The organism is Hespellia stercorisuis DSM 15480, assembly GCF_900142165.1.
Classification (GTDB): domain Bacteria; phylum Bacillota; class Clostridia; order Lachnospirales; family Lachnospiraceae; genus Hespellia; species Hespellia stercorisuis.
Window position 1 is genome coordinate 1 of sequence record NZ_FQZY01000140.1, and the last position, 2,201, is coordinate 2,201.

At 38.7% G+C, this 2,201-nt stretch carries 1 protein-coding gene; it reads right to left on the reverse strand.

What is annotated here, in order from left to right; translation table 11 throughout:
• Window positions 1–100 precede the first annotated feature (100 nt).
• Window positions 101–1,609: a group II intron reverse transcriptase/maturase gene (gene ltrA, locus BUB85_RS20740; RefSeq protein WP_159434695.1), complete on the reverse strand. Its 1,509-nt coding sequence runs from the start codon at window positions 1,607–1,609 to the stop codon at window positions 101–103.
• Window positions 1,610–2,201 lie beyond the last annotated feature (592 nt).

Consider the following 2,201-nt stretch of genomic DNA (forward strand, 5'->3'; position numbering starts at 1 on the left):
GAAAGAACATTTCGACGAAGTCTTATAGTTCTCCCTCCCCTAGGAACCGTACGTACAGGTTTCCCTGTATACGGCTCGAGCCTCAAAAACTGCTAATTCTTTATACATAGGCTGGATTAGCAGCGGCTACTCGTTTTCTAGCCTTCTTTTTTCTTTCATTAATGAACTCAGCCCTTTTATCAAAATACTCTGTTGATGTATATGGATTCATCTTAGATTTCAACTTTGGATGTCTCACAATCGGTGTGTATGAACAGTTGACTAAAATCCACTTCCCATCAGTAAATACATTCTTTCTTTTGCCTATTGTTTTCCAATATTTCGCATAAAATCGGTGGACATGTTTATTGTTGTGCTTTCTTTTCATCCATCCTATCAGTTTTCTGAATACCATGAAATCTATTGTCTTAAATGCTTCCTTGGAACATACGGTAGAATGATAGTTACACCATCCTCTAAGTTTTTCATTCAATTTCAAGATTAGAAGACCTTGTTCGGCTGGTAATAAATGCTTCACTGTCTCAGTAAGACTATCTGAAAATCTTTTGATTGATTTCTTTGATGGTTTGATAATCAACTTGTTGTTGTATTTTCTGAAATTCCATCCCAGAAAATCGAACCCATCCTGTATGTTTGTTATAAGTGTTTTCTCTTCTGATAACTGTAAGCCCCTCTCGCTCATAAACGTGATTACCACGTCTTTGACCTTTAAAAGTATTTCTTTAGATTCTCCAGTAATAACGAAATCATCAGCGTACCGTATCAGATGTACCTTGTGAAGATTCTTTAATTTCACCACCTTTCCGCTTTTCCCTATGTTAATTTCTTCCCAAATACGCTGTTCAAGTCCGTCTAATACCAGATTTGCAAGTGTTGGACTGATTGCTCCACCTTGGACTGCACCTCGGCTTGTTGGAAAAAGTTTATTTTGGAATATAAAGCCTGCCTTAATGAATTGTTTTAAAATGTTTCGTTCCATCGGGATGTTGTTGAGCATCCACTCATGTGAGATGTTATCGAAACAGCCTTTTATATCTCCCTCTAACACCCATTGAGCGCTGTTTTTGAGAGACAAATCTGCGAATATTTGCTCACATGCATCATGACAACTTCTGTTCATCCTAAAACCATAACTATGTTCATCGGCTGTTGTTTCTTCAATCGGTTGAAGTGCTAAGCAGAATAAGGTTTGCATTGCTCTGTCTCTCATAGTGGGAATCGAGAGCGGTCGCTTTTTTCCATTACTTTTGGGTATATGAATTCTTTTGGTCGGAAGTGCTTTATATCCAACACTTCTAAGAGTATTTATTGCATTCCATTTCTTTTCATCTGAGTTCCAAATTTCATTATCTATGCCTGGTGTTCTTTTACCTCTGTTGGAGGTTACCTTTTTGACCGCCAGTGCTTTGGCGTAAAACGAGTTGGTTAATAAGTACTGTAGTCTTTTTACAAGATTCCAGTTCTTTTTCTCCGTTGCCTTTACAATCCGTATCTGAAGTCTATTCACATATTCGTATGCAGTTTTCCAATCTATATCAGACCACTTCACAGCTTTAGTAATGCGTGATGCTTTCTCGCGTATTGCGTCATTGAACATATCATCATTCATAGAAATCTTATACTCCTGTAATTCAAGACCTGTTAGCGTCTGCCCCCTTTCGGGTGAGGCAAATTTTGAACCTCTATGACAATGATTGTCATTGCCCATTCGCTTCTCTAACTTTCCTACTCCCTCATGAGGATTCAGATTACCTTACGGCTCACTTACCATCTCTGGACTCATAAGGGGTTATCCCTCTTAATCATACTGAACACGTTCTGTTTAGGACACTTCTTTAAACCGGAACATCTGACCATAGTCTGCTGTCTTGTAAAAGCCTTGGTTCACGACTTTCACCAATGTTCATTCCCATTTTGGGTATGGTGTATCATCCACTTTCACCATTTCACACTTGACGATTCTTGCGAAGTTTCAATATATTTATCCTTGCAGAACTTTCTTAGCAATTACTCCCTATGTGGATAAGGGATTTATCACATTGTCTCCATCTGCTTAGCACCCGAGAATTACTCCTCACGCACCGATGGATAAGAATATCCCAAGACAGTGGGATAGTTGTATATCAACAATTCAATATGACCCTTTAGGGTCGCACAAACCAGTAGTGACCTGTTGGTTCAAGACCTAACACTATCTGTTT